The following is a 17,984-nucleotide window of genomic DNA, read 5'->3' as shown; positions in this document are numbered from 1 at the left end:
GGTTGATGGGCGCGTGAGCGAGCTGGTTGATGGGCATCACGCCGATGGTGGTGTACCACCGTGGGTGATGGGGAGGGGTCCGGGGAGGGGGGACTCGTGGATTACAGGGGGGGCGGTGTCAGGTGGCAGGAACATTGATGCACTCGGCGGCAGTAGCTCCGACCCGACTCCGCCAGTGGTGAGGCCTCCGGCCTCACGCGGTCGGCCCACCACTCGGTGAGGACGCTGTCCAGGGGCGCGTAGCGACTCGTGAAAGCGAGCCTGCCCTGGACGGCGCCGCAGGAGCGGGGCACACGAGGCAGGGCGCCGCGCGCCGAGCCCAGGGGGTCAACGTTGGTGACGCGAGGGGGAGCGTGTCTACTCTCGCGCCACAGGCGGCCGACTCCCCGCCGTGGGGGATGATGGAGCCGCGGCGAAAGGAGCCGGGCTGCGCTCGCGCAGCCTGTCCAATCCATCGAAGTGGAAGCTGTCCCGGATGCGCGCGGTAGCACCCCCAGCGGCAGGGCACACCCGTCCCGTCCAGCCTTGCTGTCCGACGCGCAGCCAGGGGCGTGGGCGTGCGGAGGCAGGCCGGATTCGGGCAGCGTATGCAGTCCGGCTCCCCCCAACCCGGTGGGCGGTTCGGAGCCTGCGCCGGAGCGCTGATGCCCATCAGTTCACATGGCTGGCCCCGGCGAACGCCTGGTGGGGCAACCCGGCGGCCCGTACCCAGGGCGGTGCCAGGCCGCACAAGGCCTGTGCGACACGTGCCGCCACCTGCCTGGGTTCACCCTGGGCCCGCGAATCCAGCGACGCCCAGAGCGTCCCGTCCGCTACCTGCCGGACCCAGCGCGCCAGCGTCCGCCATCCTCGCGACGGGCCGCCTGTCTGCATCCGGCCCCCCACCAGGGCTCGTACCTGGGGCCGCGCTCCAGCCACACAAGCCCCAGAGCGCCAACGCCAGCGCCATCGCCGCTCCCGAGAAGTGCTTGCGGGCCAGCGCGGCCTCCGGAAGCACCGTCAGTACGGCCGTACACGCCTTGCAGCGGTAGCGGCGGCACGCCACCTCCCGCTTCACTCCCACCCCTCCTGGGGACACGGGCCCTCTCTGCTGCCGCTGCACCACTCCATGCCCGTGTATCCACACCTCTCCTCCCTCGTAGGCTGGCTGGCCGCACATCGGACACGTGCGTGGACGGGCCGCATCGGCGCTGGGCAGCGACACCTCGATCCGCCCGCTCATGGGCGGGCTCCCCCCGCCTGCTGGCTTCTGCTCCATGTTCGTCTTGTCGCGGAACCCAGGGACGGGTGGCTCTGTCCACCGCGGGTCTCCCCCCTGCTCATCCGCCATGCAGCTCCGCTCTCCTCGGGCAACCGCTCTACTCCTGCTCCTGGTCGTTGACACGGACCGGCCAGGATGGGAGCGGCTCGCCCAACCCACGGGCTCGTGGCCATCCCATCAGCCAACGTGCCTCGCCTTTCCAGTCTCGGTGATGGGCTACCCCTGCCCGCTGAAGGCTTGCCCATCACCCAGCGCTCTCATTCTGGCCCGCTTTTCCCTCATCCAGCGTGCTCGGTAACAGCTCAGCACGAGCACAGCATCGAGTAGCAGGAAGCACGCATCTCCCGAGTGATGCGCAAGAGGCCCATTCACATTTCTCATCGGCCCTCCGTCAGGAGGCTCGGTGCCCGGCCGTGTGGTGCCGCGCGATGACCCAGACCCGACTGATTCCTCTCCTCGCGCTGCTCCTCGTTGGTTGTCCGTCTTCCCCCACCGTCGACCCGGATCCTGATGGCGGCTCAGGGCAGAACCCCACCGGTCCCACCTTCACCGTCCACGCTCCGAGCGAAGTCACCTCCACCTTTCAGCTGTACAGGAACGTCGACGTGCTGCTCGGCGATGGCAGCAAGTACCGCGCGCGCCTCGATAGCAGCGGCGTGGTGCACTTCCGGGACCCGGCCATCACGGGGCCGCAAGACGTGACGCTGGTGATGGTGCGCTCCACCGGAACGGTGGAGGCGAAGACCTACCTCGCGCTCAACGGACCCGAGGTCTGGCTGCCGAGCTCGCTCTATCTCCTGGGCGCCATCCCCTTCACGAAGCAGGGCACGATCACCGGCAAGGTGACGGGCGCGTCCAATCCCAGCAACCTCTCCGTCACCGTGGCCGGCAATGGCCTCTACGGCACCACGACCCTGTCCGAGGACGGCTCCTTCAGCATCGACATCCGCGGTGACGCTCCCGGCAAGGTGGACCTCTTCGCCCAGGAGACCACCGGCACCGAGGGAACGGTCGTCCGGGTCGGCCTCGCGCGCGACATCGCCGTGAGCGCCGGCACCACCGTCAGCGGGCGGGACGTCGCACTCGACCACCCCGTGGACCAGTCGTTCGGTGTGACGGTCGCGAGCGGCGAGATCCCCGACACCACCCTGAACGCCTCGCTCCGGTACATCCTGGGCGGCCGGCTCCTCTTCGGCACGAGCGCCTCCGGGACGCAGCCCCTCTCCGTCCCGATGATTGCCCGGACGGCACCCTTCGACACCGTCACCCCGATGCTCCGCGTCTCCTCGGGTGAGGCGGCGAAGCTCCCGGGGGGTCAGGTCGAGACGAACATGCCCGTGAGCACCGGCTCGTCCGCGCAGGTCACGTTCCTGAACCCGCCGAGCATCACATCTCCCGCCGTGGGAACCCTGGAGGACCCGCCCAGCGCCTCGCGCGCCGGCCTCGTCCTGCGCTGGAGTCCCGATGCCTCCGCGCACCTGACGGAGGTGGAGCTCGCCGCGACGATCGGGCCGGGTCCCCTGGATTGGACCGTGGTGGCCCCCGCGGACAGTGCCCCCGTCACCACCTTCCCCGCGGGCTCCTACCGCGTGTGGGCCGCCACCAGCTGGCAGGCCAACGCGAGCGGCTACGCGAGCTTCTTCACCGGAAGCCTGTCCAGCGACCCGTACGTGGAGACCCGGACGACCCGGCTCCTCACCTACGTCGAGCTCCAGTAGCCCTGAAGCACCGGGCTCGCGCCTCCCGCCTCACTTCCGAGGCGCGCGCCCGTGCGACCGCGCGTGACGGCCCGGAGCCTGTCCCGTGTCCCGCTTGGACATCCCGTGGTCCTTCTGCGGCGGGCCCGGGTCTCTCTGCGCGGCCTGGTGGCGCTCCCACTCCGCCTGGAAGACCGGGTCCTCGCGTGGCACCGTCGCGCGGGGAATCCCGGCCCGCATGATCTGCTCGATGCGCTCGGTCATCAGCCGGTCCTTCGCCGTGACGAACGTCGAGGCCACGCCGCTCGCCGAGGCCCGCGCCGTGCGGCCGATGCGGTGCACGTAGTCCTCCGGTGCGTGCGGCAGGTCGTAGTTGATGACGTGCCCCACGTCCTCCACGTCCAGCCCGCGCGCCGCGATGTCCGTGGCCACCAGACACCGGTACGTCCCCTCCCGGAAGGCCTTCATCGTCTGGTTGCGCTGGCTCTGCGTCCGGTCCGCGTGCAGCACCCCACAGCTGTACCCCGCCCGCTCCAGCGCCTTGTGCACCTTGTCCGCCCGCTCCTTCGACGCCGCGAAGATGAGCGCCGTGGCCTCGTCCCTCGCCAGCAGCGTCAGCAGCAGCGCGGACTTCTCCTCGGGCTTCACCACGTACAGCCGCTGCTCGGCGCGCTCGGCCGGCGTCCCGCTGCGCGTCACCTCCACCCGCACCGGCCGGTGCAGCTCCTCGCGCGCGAAGTGGCTCACGTCCGGCCCCAGCGTCGCGGAGAACAGCAGCGTCTGCCGGCGCCTCGGCAGCGCCGCGAGAATGGTCTCGAGCTGCGGCTGGAAGCCCATGTCCAGCATCCGGTCCGCCTCGTCCAGCACCAGGGCCTCCAGCTGCGGAAACGCCGCGATACGCGCCCCCAACAGGTCCACCAGCCGCCCCGGCGTGGCCAGCACCAGCGTGGGCCGGCGCTTCAGGGCCTCGGCCTGCGCCGCCATGTCCTCGCCGCCGATGACCACCGCGTGCGTGACGCCACGCGGGCCCCCGAAGAACTCCACCGGCCCGGCGATCTGCTGCACCAGCTCGCGGGTGGGCGCCAGCACCAGACCCAGCGTGCCCTTGCGGCCGGCGAAGCGCTCCACCAACGGCAGCACGTACGCGGCCGTCTTCCCCGTGCCCGTGGCGGCGCAGCCGATGACGTCCCGGCCCGCGAGCGCCGGAGGAATGGCTTGCGCCTGGATGGGCGTGGGCCGCTCGAACCTCGCGCGGCGGATGGCGTCGAGGGACTCGGGGGACAGGCCCAGCTGGTCGAAAGTGTCGCTCACGCTCTGGGGGTACCACGCCGCCCCCTTCGGGGCCACCCGGCTCGTGCTCCGTTCGTCCTGTCCGTGGCGCTGTCGGGGGCCGGACGCCTCCCCAGCCCACGAGCCCTCAGAAGCAACCGGCCAGCACCAGCGCCTGGTGGTGGGCGGAGAGGACGACGGCCGGCCGCAGCTGGAGCCCCACCGCCTTCTTCCGGAGGCCGGAGGAGAGCTCGTACCCCAGGAAGGCGCCCACCACCGGCAGGGGGATGGCCACGCCCTTCAACACGCCGGAGAGCGGCTGGCCCGAGCGCTCGGACAACGCCCACAGCCCCACCGTCCCGAGCCCTCCCACGGCGGCTCCCCCGAACGTGGCGAGCAGGCCCCCGTCTCCCGCCATCAGCTCGCCGCCCCACCAGACGCCCAGCGGAAAGCCGAGGGCCGCTCCGGTGAGCAGGAAGGGAAGCACCGTCGGGCCCTCCTCGGGCTGGATGAGCCGGACCCCGCTCCCGAGCATGTACGTCCCCAGGCCCACGAGCGCTCCCGCGAGGCCCGTGCCCACGCCCGCGCCTCCCTCGACGAGCAACCGTTGCCACAAGGGGTGCACGGGTGGCGCCACGGGCACGGGGTCCGGGAGGAACCTCGGCGGGGTCTCCACGATCGGAGGCTGCACGAGCCGCAACCTCGACCCCTGCCCCGCCCGGGCCACCGTGGGGAGCAGGAAGAGCAGCACCAACATGCACCGCACGGCCACGCATCTGGACAAGGGGAGCCTCCCGCCCGGTGTCGTTCAGGCGGGCCTTAGCACACGCGCTACCTGCCCGGCGTGGGCAGCCCCACGGCCGCGAGCTGGACTTCGTAGAAGTCGCCATTTCCGTTGCCCGGCGACTCCAGCTTCGTGGCGAACTCCTTCGTGGTCAGCGGGCGCTCGGGCGTCTCGGAGAGGAAGGGCCGCCGCTGGGCGTAGAGGAGCGTCCCCCGCGCGGGCACCACCGTCGGGGTGAGCCCCCCGTCGAGCCGGTTGATGGCCGGTCCGAGGTTGCGCGGCACGCCCCACTGCCCGTCCTTCCGCTCACTGACGTACAGGTCGTAGGCATCCGGCGTCAGCCCTCCCGGCCGTTGCGAGGAGAAGACGAGGTAGCGCTCGTCCGCGTCCACGAAGTGGTTGCCGTCCCCGTGGCCCGAGTTGATGACGTCCGGCAGCGGCTCGCCCGGGCCCCACCCTTCTCCCTGGGGCGCATGCCGGTAGATGCGCCGCTTGCCGTCCTTGGGGCTGCGGGTCACGTAGACGGCGCCCTCGCGCGTCACCGAGGTGTTCGTCTCGGACTCCGGGGTGTTGAGGCCCTCGGCCAGCCGCGGCGTCCCCCAGCCCTTGTCCGTGCGCTCGACGAACCAGATGTCGAAGTCCGCGTGCACCGCCTCGCCCGAGGACTGGGGCCGCACCGAGGCGAAGAAGAGCCGCCTGCCGTCCGGCGTGAAGGCCGGGTCGATGTCCCGGTAGCGGCCCGAGAAGGGCAGCACCTCGGGCGCCGTCCAGCGGCCGTCCCGCCAGTGCGAGACCATCAGCAGCTGGAACTTGAAGCGCGTGGGATCCGCCCGGTTGAACACCACCGTGCGCCCATCCGGCGAGAACGTGATGCCGAACTCCTCGTGGGCGGTGGACACCACGCCCGGGGCGAAGAGCACGGGCTCGGGGGTGGGCGTGGGAGCGGCGTGGAGCAGCAGCGCGAGGGGAAGGGACAGGAGTGAGGACATGGAGATTCCTTTCCGCCCGGAAGCGAGTCCGGGCGGGCAGTAACGGCCAGGGTGGAAGGGAGTGTCAGGCCCGGCGCAGGACGAGCACGGGCGTGGAGATGAGGGCCAGGCCCGCCACCAGCCCGAGCACTCCGCTCAGGCCGTAGAGGACACTGCCCAGGGAACCGCACAGTGTGGCCACCAGGCCCGAGGCCAGGAGGAAGCGCTCATGTCCCTCGGAGCGCCGGAGCGCCGTGAACGCGAGGACGGCTCCGGCGGCCAGCCCTCCGCCCACGCAAGTCATCAGACAGAAGGCCCGGCAGCCGCCGGTGTAGCAGACATGCCCCGCCCCACTGACCACGAAGGGGAGCAGCAAGGGAAACAGTCCGGCGAGCAGCCCGGGAGTCACCGCGCGGTCCCACTTCCGCCCCCACCAGCCCAACCCGAGGCACAGCAGCACCAGCAGTCCACCCAGGACGAGCAGGGCGGGCCGCACCCGGTGCTGGAGCACGGCCGCCATCACCAACAGGCCCAGCGCATGCAAGGCCCCGGGCATCGCGGCCCGGAAGCGTCCCCACTCATAGGACCAACGCGCGCGCCGCTGGAGGCGCTCCAGTTCACTCGACACCATGACGCATCCTCCATGCCTCGCGCAGCCGCCCGAGCGAACGCTCGAGCCGTTTGCGGAACGTGGCGCCAGGAATCGCGGGCCGCTCCCGCTCTCCCATGGCCGCCTCCAGGGTCTCCACATCCTCCGGCCTCAATCCGCCCATCACCTCCGCCAACGCGTGCCGCAGGTCCTCCGCGAGCAGCCGCGCCTCGGGCCCCGCGGCCCCGTCCACCACCTCCGTGCCCTCCGTCTCGGGGGCCTCGCGCCGGCGCGCCCGCGCCTTGAGCACGGTGCGGCACTCGTACGCGGCGATGCCCAGCACCCACGGCAGGGCCTCGCGCGACACGTCGTACTCCGAGGCCCGGGCGAACACCTTCAGCAACGCCGCCTGCGCCGCGTCCTCGGCGTCCTCGCGGCACGGCAGCAGCCGCGCGCAGAAGCGCTCCAGCAGGGGCTGGAGGCAGGCGAAGGCCGGCGTGAAGGCCTCGCGGTCGCCCTCGGCGAGCCGCGTCATCCACCGCCGGAGCTGTTCCCGCGTACCGTCGTCCACTGCATCGTCCCCCTCGGTCCGAGCCGTCGTGCCCTTTATAGGCCGCCGCCGGAAAAGCGTGACACCCCTGGCGCCGGGGTCGTCACCGCCGTGAGGTGTCATGAGGAGCGCCGCTTCAGGAGACGGGGGCGGCGCTCTCTCATGGAGGGAAGTGGGCGAAGACATCCCCTCTCCCCTCGGGCGAGGGGAAATAACCGCGGTCAGGCTACGGGGGCGCGTACGTCCGTGCGCGGTGGGAAGTCCTCTCCAGCATCCGCGGACATCGGTCCGGGGGTGTCCTGGGGTCGGGGGCTCCCCTATTGGCGGCCGAAAGGCCGGGGTTCGACTCCCCAACGGAGGCACCGGGAGCCAGCGCCCTCGAGGCGCACCGTGCGGAACGGCCATGCGGGCGAAGAGCCCCCGCCGCGCCGCCGGGGCTCCCGGGGCCGACGTCTTTCGCTGAACGAGGTAGGAGCCGGTGGACACGTTCCGATTCATTCCGCTGCTGGTGGTGGTGCTCGTGCTGGGCGCGGTGGCCTACAAGCTGCTCGTGCTGAAGGTGGTCGTCCCCGAGGGCTTCACCGCCCTGCTCTACCGCCAGGGCCGCTTCGTGCGCGTGCTGAGGCCCGGAGCCCATCGGGTGTTGCGCCAGCTCCACGGCACGCAGCAGGTGGACATGCGCCAGCGCTACCTCACGGTGCCCGGCCAGGAGGTGCTCAGCCAGGAGCAGGTGGGCCTCAAGGTGAGCCTCGCCGTGCGCTTCGCGGTGGCCGAGCCCGAGCCCGCCCTGCACCGCGTGCAGAACTACACGGAGGCGCTCTACCTGGCCGTGCAGCTCGCGCTGCGCGAGGAGGTAGGCCGCCATCCCCTGGAGGAGCTGGTGGCGGGCCGCGTGGACCTGGGGCAGCGGATGCGCGAGCGCGTGGCCGGCGAGGTGCGCGCGTTCGGCCTCTCGGTGGAGTCCGTGGAGGTGAAGGACGTGATGCTGCCCGCGGAGCTGCGCCGGGCCTTCTCCGAGTCGCTCAAGGCGAAGAAGGAAGCGCAGGCCATGCTGGAGAAGGCACGCGGCGAGTCGGCGGCCCTGCGCAACCTGGCCAACGCGGCGCGGCTGGTGGAGCAGCACCCGTCGCTGCTCGACCTGCGCATGCTGCAGACGCTCGGTGGCGCGAGCACCACGCCCGGCAACACCTTCGTCCTGGGCGTGGGCGCGGAGCTCGCCCCCCGCGCGCGCAAGCACCCGGCTCCGGGTGGAGCACCGGTACCGCCCTCCGAGGAGGACGAGCCCGGCTCCACCTGAGCGCCAGGCCTCACTTCTTGCCGAGTCCCGCCCGCTCCGCCGCCAGGGCCCCGAGGGCCGACCAGTCCAGGTCTCCCCTGCCCTGGGCCACGCCGCCCAGGTAGTGGTCGCGCAGGAGGCTGGCCAGGGGCATGGGCACCTCCGCGGCCCCGGCGGCCTCCAGCACCAGCCGCACGTCCTTGAGCCCCAGCTTCAGCTTGAAGCCCGCGGGCTCGTACTGCTCGTTGGCGATCAGCACCGCGTAGCGCTCGAAGATGGGCGAGCGCGCGAACACCGACTGGAACAGCTCCAGGAACACCTGGGGCTCGACGCCCGACTTGCGCGCCAGCGCGAAGGACTCCCCGAGCGCTTCGATCATCGAGGCGATCAGGAAGTTGCCCGACAGCTTCACCACGTTCGCCGAAGAGGCCTTCTCCCCGAGCACCGAGAGCCCGCGGCCCAGGGCCTCCAGCAGTGGCCGGCACCGCTCCACGTCGGCCTTCGCGCCCGCGGCCACCACCCAGAGCTGCCTGGCCTCCGCCGCCTCGGGCCTGCCGAACACCGGCGCCGACACGTACCGCTGCCCGGCCTTCGCATGCGCCTCGGCCAGCCGCTCCGAGAGCGCCACCGAGAGGGTGCTCGACGACACGTGGAGCGCCCCCTTCTCCAGCCCGGCCAGCAGGCCCGAGCCTCCGAGCACGGCGGCCTCCACCGCGGCGTCATCCGAGAGCATGGAGAAGACGACCTCCGCTCCACGGGCCGCGTCCGCTGGCGAGTCCGCGACGCGGGCCCCCTGCTGGCGCAGCGCCTCGGCCTTCTCGCGCGTGCGGTTGTAGACGACGAGCTCATGCCCCGCGGCGCGCAGATTCCTCGCCATGGGCTGGCCCATGTTGCCAAGTCCGACGAAGCCCACCTTCATGTGCACCTCCTCGAAAGCGAGCCGCCACAGCTAGCAGGAAATGCGAGAGGGCCCCAGGTCGCGGAGACCTGGAGCCCTCGGGAGACAACACTGTGGCGCCGGAAGCGTCAGTCCTTGACGGGCGTCGCCTTGAGGGCGGCCTTGCCCTCCTTCACGTACACCTGGAAGCGCACCGTCTTGCACGCGTACTTCTGGACGAGCTGCTCCTTGTTCTTGCGCAGCTTGGCCACGAACTTGTCGTACGTGAGGCCGTCGTTGGGCTCACCGCACTGATCGCGCGTCACGACGAACTCGCGGAAGACGTCCTGGAAGTGCTGCTCCTCGGCCAGGGCGATGGCGCCGCTGCCCGTGGGAGGCGGGGGCGGCATGCCCGGCATCTGCGTGCCCATGACGGGCGTGGGCGCCGAGGACGGAGCGGCCATGCCGGGGTGGCCCGGCCGCTGGGACGGGAGGGGAACCTCGGCCGTGTTGGGACGCGCCGAGCGCGCCAGCAGCTCCTGCGGAATGGCGGCCACGCGGGTCGTCTCGGGAGGCGAGTCCTCGCCATAGAGCGGCGGCGCGTTGCCCGCCTGCGCGGCGGCCGCGGCGAACGGATCCGCCGCCTGCTGCAGCGTGTAGGCCGCCGTCGGCTGGTCCTCGAAGGCGAACGCGCCCCGGCGAGCGGCCGCCGTGGCCACATCCGAGCCCGAGTCCCCCGTGGGGAACGGGAACGCATCGCCGGAACCGCCCGACGCGGCGAACGGATCCTTGCCCGGCACCGTGGGCGAGCCGTACGGATCCGCCACCGGAGGCGGCGTGGGGAACGGGAACGCATCCCCCCCGGAAGCCGCCGGAGCCGGCGGCGCGGGGAACGGGAAGGCATCGCTGTCGGCGGCGGCCGGCGCGGCGCGGGCCGGGAAGGGGAAGTCGTCCGGGCCGGGAACGGGCGGCTCCTGCACGGCCGCCACGGGGAGCGGCGCCGCGGCCTGGGCGGGCGCCGGAGCCGGGGCCTCCTCCTGGCCCTTCTTGCCCTTCTTCTTCTTGCTGTCCTTCTTCTCCTTGGCGGCGGCGTCGGCCGGTGCGGCGGCGCGGCCCGAGCCCATCACCAGCAGCCACACCAGCGAGAAGCCCAGCAGGCACATGAGCGCGAAGAGGGCCACCTGCTGGTAGTCCGCCAGCGCCGTCATGAAGGGCAGCACGCTGCAGACGGCCACGACCTCGAGGCCACCCTCGAGCGCCCGGCGCGAGCCCACCGCGAGCGGAGCATCGCCCCCCTTGACGTCATCGGCGCGGGTGAACATGGGCAGCTTCACCTGCGGCACCTGGGAGAGCCACCCACGCACGCTGCCACTGCGCACCACGTGGCCGTGCTGGCCCTTGCGCAGCACCTTGATGCCCTCGGCGGCCAGCTCCTTCTGCGCGCCCGCGGTGCCCAGCACCGTGTCGCCCCGCACCAGCGCGAGCGCGGCGACACCGGAGGACAGCGCCGCGCCCTCCAGCGCCTTGGCGTCCACCAGCGGCGCGCCCACCACCAGCGTCGCGGCCACCTGGGACTGGCCGCCCTCGGCGTTCCACAGCACCGGCACGGAGTAGAAGACATGGGGCGCGTCGAACGCGTCCACCACCACGCCCTCGCTGCCCGCCTTCAGCAGCGCCTGCACGTCCAGCGTGTCGTCCGAGACGGGCTCCCCGTCGGCGCGCACGTACAGCGAGCCCTCGGTGGTGGAGAGCGCCAGCACGAGCGAGCCCGCCAGCGGCGCGGGCACCAGCTCCCTGGCGGCGGCGCGCAGGTTGGTGAAGCGCTCACCCGTGGGCGGCTCCACGACGCGGATGCCCTTGCCCTTGGGCAGCGGCACCACCTGCGGCTGCACGGCGGTGGCCACGTCCGGACTGGCCGCGAGCTTCAGCGCCAGGCCCTGCACGGCGAGCCGGCGCGCGTCGAATGCGCGGGAGAGCTCGGCGATGGCCGCCGTGGCGGGGGCCGCGGCCTCCTGGGTGGCGCGCTCGCTCAGCGCTCCCGAGACCAGCGGGAGATGCGCCACCCCGAGTCCGAGGACCAGAAGTGCGAAGACGAAGAACTTGAAGCGGACCATCGCCGACCTTTAGCCCGGGGGGTGTGAAGTGTCCGCTTATAGCTTCCACCGCTCGGGGCCAGCAAGAAACCGGGAAGGGTCCGCCTGGGAGCCCGGACACCAGGCGAGGGATCCGGGCTCCGTCCGCGCGCTAGAAGCGCACGTCCTGGGGGAGCCCCTGACTGCTCTGCTCCCGGCGCTTCTCCAACGTCCGGGTGATCATCTTCTCCAGTGTGTCACGCGCCGCGTCGATGGCGTGGAACATGGTCTCCGCCGTCTCCGTCACGTGCATGCCCGCGAAGCCCGGCATCCGCACCGTCACCCGGCACTCCTGGTCCACGCCTCCCTTGGGACCATTGATGTCCACCATGGCGATCTCGATCTCGGTCGCCTCGTCGTCAATGAACTTGACGAGGGGATCCACCAGATGCCGGTTGGCGTAGTCCCTCAGCTCGTCCGTCAGTGACAGGTGGACTCCTCGCATCAGTACCTTCATCGCGTCACCTCCCTTGGACCCTCAAGATGGGCAGCCCGCCCACATTCGGTGAGCGGCGGACGTGCTCGCTCCCTTGGCCGCCCTCGCGGCGAGGGACGGAGCGCTGAAGAGGCGTGGACGTTTCAGGAGGGCTCCCGGGTTGCCCAGTCGCATGGGAGAGCGAATCAAGGTGTTGCTGGTCGAGGATGACGGCGACAGCCGGGAGCTTCTCGCGGAGCTGCTGGAGATGGACTTCGACGTCGTCACGGCGGCGGACGGGCTCGCCGGGCTGCGGGCCTTCGAGAACGATCACCCCGACGTGGTGGTCACGGACGAGTCGCTGCCCGGCATGTGTGGCACCGAGCTCGCCCAGGAGGTCAAACACCGCCAGCCCAAGGCGGGCGTCATCCTGGTGTCCGGTTACACCAATGTGGACGCCGGCTGCTGTGACGTGGTGATGCGCAAGCCCATTGATGTCGAGCGTTTGTCAGCCGCCGTGGGAAGCCTGGGGGAAGCAGCCAGGCATTGAGGCCGCGCGTGCTAACCTCGGGCCCGGTTGCCAGGGTGTGGTTCCTGGAGGGAGGCACGATGAAGTACTGCATGCAGTGCGGTTCCGAATACCAGGATGGCGTGAAGACGTGCGCCGACTGTCCCGGCAGTGAGCTGGTGGACGCCGAGGCGATGCGCCAGCGCCACATCCCGCTGTCCAGCGAGAGCGACACCCGCAAGTTCGTCCGGGCCACCACCGCGGATGATCCCCTCACCGCCGAGGACTACGTGCGCGTGCTGGAGGCCGAGCGCATCCCCGTCTTCGTCCGGCCGCGCCGCGGAGGCGCCGTGGACGTGCTCACCACCGGCGCCCTGGAGCCCTGGTGGGAGATCATGGTCGGCGAGGAGCACCTGCAGCGCTCCCTCACCCTGCTGGCGCAGGAGAAGGCCCGCCTGGACTCCACCTCCGACGAGGCCGCCCGCGCCGCCGAGGAGGAGGAGCTCGAGACGGAGGCCACCGCGCCCCCGCCCGGCACCCTCTGAGGGACGGCCGCGAGCAGCACGGCCCCGGAGCCTGGCGGGGAGCACCGTCTCCGTTCCAGGGCTCCGGGTCCTCTCCTGCCCGCCAGGCGGGCAGCTTCCCGACACCCGGGCCCGGGGACCCGGCGGAAGCATCCCCCCTCCCTCATGAGTTTTCGTCACATGACAAGCCGCTCCTATCAGTCTGATTGACCGGATTGACCGGTCCATCGAACTGAAAAAGGAGAAGCACCATGTTGCAGGAGAAGGCTGTCAGCCGATTGGGGGAGATCGGTGCGGCGCAGGTCCTCGCGAGCGCGCTGAACGTCAGGAGTGGCCCGGGCACCAGCTACCGGATTCTCACCGTCGTCTATCGCGGCGAGTGGGTCGATATCCTCTCGGGAGACTACGGCTCCTGGACGCGCATCAGAACCGCCGGCGGGGTCATCGGCTACGTCGCCTCGCAGTACCTCGGTAACCATGTCGGCCCGTGACCGGCTCGTCCGGCTCCCGAGGGGGGCAAGGCCGTGAAGGGCAGGACGCGCACAGGTTCCGCCGCCCTGCCCCGACACACCGCGGCCCGTCCACGCATCACGGAGAGCGCACCAGCTCGCCCCCGCCCGCGTCGGGGCGGCGCGGCTCGTAGAGGCTCACGCCGGAGACCTTCCACTTGTCGTACTTCGCGTTGCGGGCGACGTTGCCGTCCACACCGCGCCGGGCGTGGCGCAGCCAGGTACGCTTGCCCTTCTGCACCACGAAGCCCAGGTGCGTCACCCGCGTGGCCTTGAGCGGCAGATCCTCGCGCAAATACCCCCTGACTCCTGGCCGTCCAGCAGTGGCTCACTCGTAGTCGACTACAAGCGGCAGGTGCGACACCTGCCCACAACAATCGAAGTCACTACGAACGGAGACATAACCCTCACCAATCCACACCTCCACCCACATCACTCATGGTCGACTACGAGTAAAGCGGCGGTTGCAGCCCACCCATCGGGCCAGCAGACTCGCCATGCCATGCGACTGCGGGCCGCGTTCGAACACGAGCGTAACAGTGCTGGCCGTCGCAACGCCTGACCAGCTAGGTTCAGTCGCCGATGATGACCTCCGCCATCGGCCAGCTACGGAACGTTGTCCTGGTTGCTCTTCTGGTGGTGTCCGCTACGAATGCGGCCGCCCACGGGCATCTCGCCCTTGATTCGGAACGAACAAGGCCAAGAACCCTCTACCTGTCGAAGGACCCCAGGCATGAAGTGCCCCAGGTCTTCGTTGCCGGCGGCAGGGTGTCCACGCTTCGGTTCACGACCGACTGCGAGCCAGGTCAGACGAAGCTACTCGGGTGGGAAGGCCGCTTCGAGCCGCTGCTCGTGGGCGGAAGGTCCGTAGTCATCGTTCCATTTCAGGATCTGGACCCGGACGACCGCTTCATGCTGCTGGTGACTCTCAAGGACGGCACGTCACTGCCTTTCACCGTCACGGCCCGTGCGGGTTACGTAGATGGGCAGGTCAACGTCTTCCCGGACCCGGAAGCACCCGAGGCGGTACTCACGGCATTGAAGGAGCAGCACGAGGAGAACGAGGCGCTTCGTGCCGAGAACCACCGCCAGCGTGAGGAAGGAATCTCGGTGGATCACGCCATCGCGGCGCTCCTGGCCAACGACAAGGTCGACCTGACCCCGTTCACGGAAGGCGAGAAGTGGGTACTGCGGAGGGAGGAAATCGAGGTCGAGATCCTCATCTTCGTTCCCAAGAAGACCCGGAGGAAGGTGGCCGAGACGAAAGCCGGTGTCGTCTTCAAGGTGACGAACAAGGATCCCTCGAGACCCTGGGCTTTGCAGGAGGCACGGCTCTCGACCCTCACCACCCAGCAATCGAAGCCCTTCGCGCTGCGCGAGACCTCACCCGTCATCGCCCCAGGTGAGACCGGCCGCATCGCCATCGTCACCGACCTGGCCACATTCGATCCCGCCAGAGATGGCGACAAACTCGCTCTGGAGCTCTTCAGGGATGGAGGGCTGCGACAGGCCTACGTCGAGCTGATTCCCGCCAATCTGCTGCGTTGACGTCAGCGCGCTGATGAACCCGCTCTGGTAGGACTCCTCCCATGTTTCTCATGAAAAAACCGTTCCTTTCCGCCCTCGGAATCTGCTGCCTCGCCCTCGGCTGCACAACATCCGGCGTCTCCCTGCGCCCGGACGGCGGCCCGGGACCGCAGAAGTGTCCGGAGAAGGCCCTGGAGGCGATGAGGATCCTGCGGCTCCGCCCAGGCGATAGCTCCACGGTGGTAATCGACGCGAACCAAAGCAGCCAGAGCCCGATCATCGTCAACGACGGTCCTGTCGAGAGCCACCTACGGGACGAAATGGGATTCCTGGATGCCGGGACCCGGATGTACGGACAGATCTGGACTGGTGGTCCGAACGTGGTCATCCGCTACTACGAGGCGCGACCACCAGACGCAGAGCCGATCCCGATCTGTGCTGTGGCCCGCCTGGGTCATGGCCAATTGAAGAAAAAGCAAGGACCTGCCCCAGGAACCGCCGAACTCGAATTCTCTATCGCGGGCATCTACATCGTAGACGGCTTCCGCTAACCCTCCTGCTGTGCCTTGCTCTCGGGGCATTGGTGGGGCGCCTCCACCCACGACAACCATGAGAGATGTATTTGATTCCAGCGCTTGCCCTTCATCCAAGACGAAGCAGAGTCGATTGGATGAGACCAACCACTTATCCTCGGCAATAAGTAACGAAGGCTGTGCCCCTGGGCCATGGTCGAAACTGAGGTACCGCGAAAGCTCTTGATGATTGTAGTAGCTGGGATTTATCAGCTTGGCGCCACTGAGCGATGAGAACGTTGCTGTGGAAGCATCATCTGGCGAAGTGAGTCAGGAAATCACGCTATTGAGATACAGGGTGATGACTTTCATGGCCATTTCAGAAGCCAAGGACGTCGTTGATGCCACCGGATACGAATCTTCAAACTTGGACGCACGAACACGTGCAAACTGACATGCACGCACATAGGCTCGCTCACTTGTCCATGGACACAATGAGCGCCATTGCGGCAACCCACTCGTAGTCGGCTACGAGCGGTGGGTGAGATCTACACCCACATCATTCATGGTCGACTACGAGTGAGGGTGGGGCAGGGCCGTCACGGAGAGCTCACGAGCTCGCCCCCGCCCGCGTCGGGGCGGCGCGGCTCGTAGAGGCTCACGCCGGAGACCTTCCACTTGTCGTACTTCGCGTTGCGGGCGAGGAAGGTCTCCAGGTCCTCGTCCACCACCCGGCCGTTGCCGTCCACACCGCGCCGGGCGTGGCGCAGCCAGGTGCGCTTGCCCTTCTGCACCACGAAGCCCAGGTGCGTCATCCGAGTGGCCTTGAGCGGCAGATCCTCGCGCAGCACCACGAGGATGGTGCCCGAGGGCACCTGGCGCGCGTGCGCCATCACCCGCTCCAGGGGAATCATGTCCAGGCTGTAGGTGCCGCGCGGCTGGCGCGTCTTGGGCAGCCCCAGCGCCAGCGAGGAGCGGGACGTCCACGTCACCGCGGTGAGCGTCTTCTGCACCTTGACGGTGTCCTCACCGCCGTAGCGCCGCGTCACGTCCACCAGGAAGCCCTTGCGCTGGTTGTTGGGCAGCCACTGGGCCTCCATCAGGTGGTTGCGATCCTCGTAGGTGGGCGTGCTCGCGTAGCGCAGGCGCTCGAGCACTCCGGCCACCTCGGGCTCGGCGGTGGCCAGGCTCATGGCCAGCGCCTGCTCCACGAAGGTGAGGCAGTCCACCGCGTCCAGCCGGAAGGTCGGATCCGGATCCACCCCGCTCCCCTCGCCCAGCGGAGAGTGGACGTAGGGCGTGCCCAGGAAGCGCTCGCTCACCCGCAGCAGCCGCTCCTTCAGCGGAAGGGCCGCGTCCCCGGTGAGGAACGAGGCGCGCTCCTGGGGGCTGAGCGAGGCCCACACCACCCGGGGCTCCTTCACGGGCTCCTTGAGCGTATTGCGCGCCAGGGGTTTCCCGGTCACGGCCGGAGCCGGCGCGGTGGCGGCGGCGGGCGTCTGGGCCAGCAGCGCCGAGACGAGGGCGAAGGCCTTCACTTCACGACCCCCGCCTTGCGCAGCAGCGCCTTGCGCTCGTCATCCGCCAGGTGGAGCGTCTCCAGCTCCTTCTCGTAGGCGAGCTTCTCCTCGCCCTTCGCGTTCCACGAGGCCAGCACCAGCCAGGACATCATCGTCTTGTCCCCTCCCTGGTAGAGCACGCGGGCCGCGCCGGCCGCGAGCGTGCGGTCCTTGTCCTCCAGCAGCGGCCGGAGCGCGGCCGAGGACTGCTTCACGGACACGCCCTCGTAGAGGGCCAGGCCCTGGCGGCGCACGTGCTTGTCCTCGGAGGCCAGCAGCTTGCGCGCGAAGGCGAAGCCCTCGGGGTCCCCCAACAGGCACAGGCCCCGGGCGGCGGCGAAGCGGGTGCTCTCCGAGCTGTCGTCGAGGAAGGTCTCGAGGCCCGGCGCCTGCTTCTTGTCACCCGCGGCCCCCACCGCCTCCAGCATCATCACGCGCGTCTGCGGATCCGCCTCCGCGCGCGCCGCGGCCAGCAGCGCCTTGCCCACCTGGGGGTTGCCGGTGGCCCCGAGCGCGCGCGCCACCTCCCGGCGCACCCCGAGCGACTTGTCCTCCAGCAGCGGCAGCATCACGTCCACGCGCCGGCTGCGCACCTTGCCCAGGCCCTGGACGGCGTACATGCGCACCGGGCCGTCCTCGTGCCCGGCCAGGTCCACCAGGGTGGGCTCGGCCGCGCGCGTCTCCAACCCGGCCAGCACGGCCGTCACGTCCCGCAGCCGCCGGGGCTCCAGCACCTGGTCGATGTTCTCGATGATCAACCCCGCCGCGAAGGCCTCCTCCCGCAGGATGCGCAGCCGGGAGATGGCGGTGGGCACGGGCAGCCTCCCGTCGAGCACGTCCTTGACGAGCGCGCGCGTCTCCCCCCGGCGCTCCTGGCGCTTCTGCACGGAGGGCGGGGTGGCCAGGACGGCCGACGAGGTGAAGGCGAGGACGAGCAGCAGGCAGGCTGGCAGGGTGCGCACGGCCGGCCACGATGACAAGGCCGGAGCGAGGCTGTCAAAACCCCGGCCGGGCCCGCTCCCTCCCT

19 protein-coding genes are annotated in these 17,984 nt (G+C 70.2%); 7 read left to right on the top strand and 12 right to left on the bottom strand.

The annotated features are described in order from the left end of the window. Positions 1-766: 766 nt before the first annotated feature. Positions 767-1,222 (bottom strand): hypothetical protein, encoded by a 456-nt coding sequence (locus tag AC16DP_RS22005; RefSeq protein ID WP_483956849.1) that lies wholly within the window; start codon positions 1,220-1,222, stop codon positions 767-769. A gap of 467 nt (positions 1,223-1,689) precedes the next feature. Between AC16DP_RS22005 and AC16DP_RS22000 the strand changes: the two genes are divergently transcribed. Beyond that, a complete protein-coding gene (locus AC16DP_RS22000) occupies positions 1,690-2,979 on the top strand; it encodes a hypothetical protein (RefSeq protein WP_329730702.1) in 1,290 nt (429 codons plus the stop codon). Between the two features lie 30 nt (positions 2,980-3,009). Here the strand turns inward: AC16DP_RS22000 and AC16DP_RS21995 are convergent, their stop codons facing one another. The 5 genes from AC16DP_RS21995 to AC16DP_RS21975 all read right to left on the bottom strand — a co-directional run bounded on the left by AC16DP_RS21995 (position 3,010) and on the right by AC16DP_RS21975 (position 7,139). Next, positions 3,010-4,269, bottom strand: coding sequence for a DEAD/DEAH box helicase (locus AC16DP_RS21995; RefSeq protein WP_329730703.1), 1,260 nt, complete (start codon positions 4,267-4,269; stop codon positions 3,010-3,012). 106 nt (positions 4,270-4,375) lie between these two features. Further along, on the bottom strand, positions 4,376-5,011 hold the full coding sequence (locus tag AC16DP_RS21990) for a hypothetical protein (protein ID WP_329730704.1): 636 nt from the start codon (positions 5,009-5,011) through the stop codon (positions 4,376-4,378). A 47-nt stretch (positions 5,012-5,058) separates the two neighbouring features. Further along, positions 5,059-6,000, bottom strand: coding sequence for a hypothetical protein (locus tag AC16DP_RS21985; protein ID WP_329730705.1), 942 nt, complete (start codon positions 5,998-6,000; stop codon positions 5,059-5,061). Positions 6,001-6,064: 64 nt separating this feature from the next. Continuing rightward, positions 6,065-6,610, bottom strand: a complete 546-nt coding sequence (locus tag AC16DP_RS21980; RefSeq protein WP_329730706.1) for a hypothetical protein — start codon at positions 6,608-6,610, stop codon at positions 6,065-6,067. Next, positions 6,597-7,139, bottom strand: a complete 543-nt coding sequence (locus AC16DP_RS21975) for an RNA polymerase sigma factor (RefSeq protein ID WP_329730707.1) — start codon at positions 7,137-7,139, stop codon at positions 6,597-6,599. The genes AC16DP_RS21980 and AC16DP_RS21975 overlap by 14 nt, the downstream gene beginning before the upstream one ends. 457 nt (positions 7,140-7,596) lie before the next feature. Here AC16DP_RS21975 and AC16DP_RS21970 point away from each other — a divergent pair, with 457 nt between their 5' ends. Next, positions 7,597-8,415: a slipin family protein gene (locus AC16DP_RS21970; protein WP_329730708.1), complete on the top strand. Its 819-nt coding sequence runs from the start codon at positions 7,597-7,599 to the stop codon at positions 8,413-8,415. Between the two features lie 10 nt (positions 8,416-8,425). Here the strand turns inward: AC16DP_RS21970 and AC16DP_RS21965 are convergent, their stop codons facing one another. From AC16DP_RS21965 to hpf, 3 genes are all read right to left on the bottom strand, one after another. Further along, entirely contained in the window at positions 8,426-9,313 is an 888-nt protein-coding gene (locus AC16DP_RS21965; RefSeq protein ID WP_329730709.1) for an NAD(P)-dependent oxidoreductase, read from the bottom strand. A gap of 107 nt (positions 9,314-9,420) precedes the next feature. Next, complete coding sequence (locus tag AC16DP_RS21960) at positions 9,421-11,385, bottom strand: MXAN_5187 family protein (RefSeq protein ID WP_329730710.1); 1,965 nt, start codon at positions 11,383-11,385, stop codon at positions 9,421-9,423. 130 nt (positions 11,386-11,515) lie between these two features. Continuing rightward, positions 11,516-11,860 (bottom strand): ribosome hibernation-promoting factor, HPF/YfiA family, encoded by a 345-nt coding sequence (hpf, locus tag AC16DP_RS21955; protein WP_047856419.1) that lies wholly within the window; start codon positions 11,858-11,860, stop codon positions 11,516-11,518. Between the two features lie 151 nt (positions 11,861-12,011). Here hpf and AC16DP_RS21950 point away from each other — a divergent pair, with 151 nt between their 5' ends. From AC16DP_RS21950 to AC16DP_RS21940, 3 genes are all read left to right on the top strand, one after another. Beyond that, positions 12,012-12,368, top strand: coding sequence for a response regulator (locus AC16DP_RS21950; protein ID WP_329730711.1), 357 nt, complete (start codon positions 12,012-12,014; stop codon positions 12,366-12,368). A gap of 59 nt (positions 12,369-12,427) precedes the next feature. Continuing rightward, positions 12,428-12,871, top strand: coding sequence for a putative signal transducing protein (locus AC16DP_RS21945; RefSeq protein ID WP_329730712.1), 444 nt, complete (start codon positions 12,428-12,430; stop codon positions 12,869-12,871). A 230-nt stretch (positions 12,872-13,101) separates the two neighbouring features. Beyond that, entirely contained in the window at positions 13,102-13,341 is a 240-nt protein-coding gene (locus AC16DP_RS21940; protein ID WP_329730713.1) for an SH3 domain-containing protein, read from the top strand. Positions 13,342-13,438: 97 nt separating this feature from the next. Here AC16DP_RS21940 and AC16DP_RS21935 read toward each other — a convergent pair whose 3' ends face one another. After that, on the bottom strand, positions 13,439-13,654 hold the full coding sequence (locus AC16DP_RS21935) for a hypothetical protein (RefSeq protein ID WP_414640751.1): 216 nt from the start codon (positions 13,652-13,654) through the stop codon (positions 13,439-13,441). Between the two features lie 287 nt (positions 13,655-13,941). Here AC16DP_RS21935 and AC16DP_RS21930 point away from each other — a divergent pair, with 287 nt between their 5' ends. Next, positions 13,942-14,907 carry a DUF2381 family protein gene (locus tag AC16DP_RS21930; RefSeq protein WP_329730714.1) on the top strand — a complete coding sequence of 322 codons (966 nt, stop codon included), beginning with the start codon at positions 13,942-13,944 and terminating at the stop codon, positions 14,905-14,907. 41 nt (positions 14,908-14,948) lie between these two features. Continuing rightward, a complete protein-coding gene (locus tag AC16DP_RS21925) occupies positions 14,949-15,437 on the top strand; it encodes a serine/threonine protein kinase (RefSeq protein ID WP_329730715.1) in 489 nt (162 codons plus the stop codon). 560 nt (positions 15,438-15,997) lie between these two features. On the opposite strand, the gene AC16DP_RS21920 is transcribed toward AC16DP_RS21925, so the two are convergent. Next, positions 15,998-16,936 carry an N-acetylmuramoyl-L-alanine amidase-like domain-containing protein gene (locus AC16DP_RS21920; protein ID WP_329730716.1) on the bottom strand — a complete coding sequence of 313 codons (939 nt, stop codon included), beginning with the start codon at positions 16,934-16,936 and terminating at the stop codon, positions 15,998-16,000. Then, positions 16,933-17,919 carry a HEAT repeat domain-containing protein gene (locus AC16DP_RS21915; protein ID WP_329730717.1) on the bottom strand — a complete coding sequence of 329 codons (987 nt, stop codon included), beginning with the start codon at positions 17,917-17,919 and terminating at the stop codon, positions 16,933-16,935. Before AC16DP_RS21915 ends, AC16DP_RS21920 begins: the two co-directional genes overlap by 4 nt. Positions 17,920-17,984 lie beyond the last annotated feature (65 nt).

The organism is Archangium sp. (assembly GCF_057119385.1).
The sequence above is the reverse complement of the archived record's forward strand: the minus strand, read 5'-3'. Positions and strand labels throughout refer to the sequence as shown.

Coding starts and splice junctions, on each gene's coding strand:
- AC16DP_RS21950 (WP_329730711.1), top strand. CDS start 12,012: ATGGGAGAGCGAATCAAGGTGTTGCTGGTCGAGGATGACGGCGACAGC.
- AC16DP_RS21960 (WP_329730710.1), bottom strand. CDS start 11,385: ATGGTCCGCTTCAAGTTCTTCGTCTTCGCACTTCTGGTCCTCGGACTC.
- AC16DP_RS21945 (WP_329730712.1), top strand. CDS start 12,428: ATGAAGTACTGCATGCAGTGCGGTTCCGAATACCAGGATGGCGTGAAG.
- AC16DP_RS22000 (WP_329730702.1), top strand. CDS start 1,690: ATGACCCAGACCCGACTGATTCCTCTCCTCGCGCTGCTCCTCGTTGGT.
- hpf (WP_047856419.1), bottom strand. CDS start 11,860: ATGAAGGTACTGATGCGAGGAGTCCACCTGTCACTGACGGACGAGCTG.
- AC16DP_RS21930 (WP_329730714.1), top strand. CDS start 13,942: ATGATGACCTCCGCCATCGGCCAGCTACGGAACGTTGTCCTGGTTGCT.
- AC16DP_RS22005 (WP_483956849.1), bottom strand. CDS start 1,222: ATGAGCGGGCGGATCGAGGTGTCGCTGCCCAGCGCCGATGCGGCCCGT.
- AC16DP_RS21980 (WP_329730706.1), bottom strand. CDS start 6,610: ATGGTGTCGAGTGAACTGGAGCGCCTCCAGCGGCGCGCGCGTTGGTCC.
- AC16DP_RS21965 (WP_329730709.1), bottom strand. CDS start 9,313: ATGAAGGTGGGCTTCGTCGGACTTGGCAACATGGGCCAGCCCATGGCG.
- AC16DP_RS21940 (WP_329730713.1), top strand. CDS start 13,102: ATGTTGCAGGAGAAGGCTGTCAGCCGATTGGGGGAGATCGGTGCGGCG.
- AC16DP_RS21985 (WP_329730705.1), bottom strand. CDS start 6,000: ATGTCCTCACTCCTGTCCCTTCCCCTCGCGCTGCTGCTCCACGCCGCT.
- AC16DP_RS21925 (WP_329730715.1), top strand. CDS start 14,949: ATGTTTCTCATGAAAAAACCGTTCCTTTCCGCCCTCGGAATCTGCTGC.